The organism is Roseomonas sp. TF40, assembly GCF_057219975.1.
Map to the genome: position 1 here is coordinate 1 of NZ_JBXVVR010000019.1, position 695 is coordinate 695.

At 65.6% G+C, this 695-nt stretch carries 1 protein-coding gene; it reads right to left on the bottom strand.

All coding sequences use genetic code 11. The annotated features are described in order from the left end of the window. Nucleotides 1-692: GTP-binding protein (locus AC2D9U_RS24235; protein ID WP_484754225.1), on the bottom strand; the 692-nt coding region annotated here is incomplete at its 3' end. Nucleotides 693-695 lie beyond the last annotated feature (3 nt).

Consider the following 695-nt stretch of genomic DNA (forward strand, 5'->3'; position numbering starts at 1 on the left):
CCCGTCACCACCGTGCCGCGGCCCGAGATCGAGAACACGTCCTCGATCGGCATCAGGAACGGCATGTCCACCGGACGCTCCGGCTGCGGGATGTAGCTGTCCACCGCCGCCATCAGCTCCAGGATCGCCTTCTCGCCGATCTCCGGCGTCTTGTCCTCCAGCGCCGCAACCGCCGAGCCGCGGATGATCGGAATGTCGTCGCCCGGGAACTTGTAGGAGGAGAGCAGCTCGCGCACCTCCATCTCCACCAGCTCCACCAGGTCCGGATCCGCCAGGTCCATCTTGTTCAGGAACACCACCAGCGCCGGAACGCCCACCTGACGCGCCAGCAGGATGTGTTCGCGCGTCTGCGGCATCGGGCCATCGGCCGCCGACACAACCAGGATCGCGCCGTCCATCTGCGCCGCACCCGTGATCATGTTCTTCACGTAGTCCGCGTGGCCGGGGCAATCCACATGCGCGTAGTGCCGGTTCGTCGTCTCGTACTCGACATGCGCCGTCGAGATCGTGATCCCGCGCGCCTTCTCCTCCGGCGCCTTGTCGATCTGGTCGTACGCCGTGAACGTCGCACCGCCCGTCTTCGCAAGCACCTTCGTGATCGCCGCCGTCAGCGACGTCTTGCCGTGGTCAACGTGCCCGATCGTCCCGATGTTGCAGTGCGGCTTGTTACGCTCGAATTTCGCCTTGGCCATTGC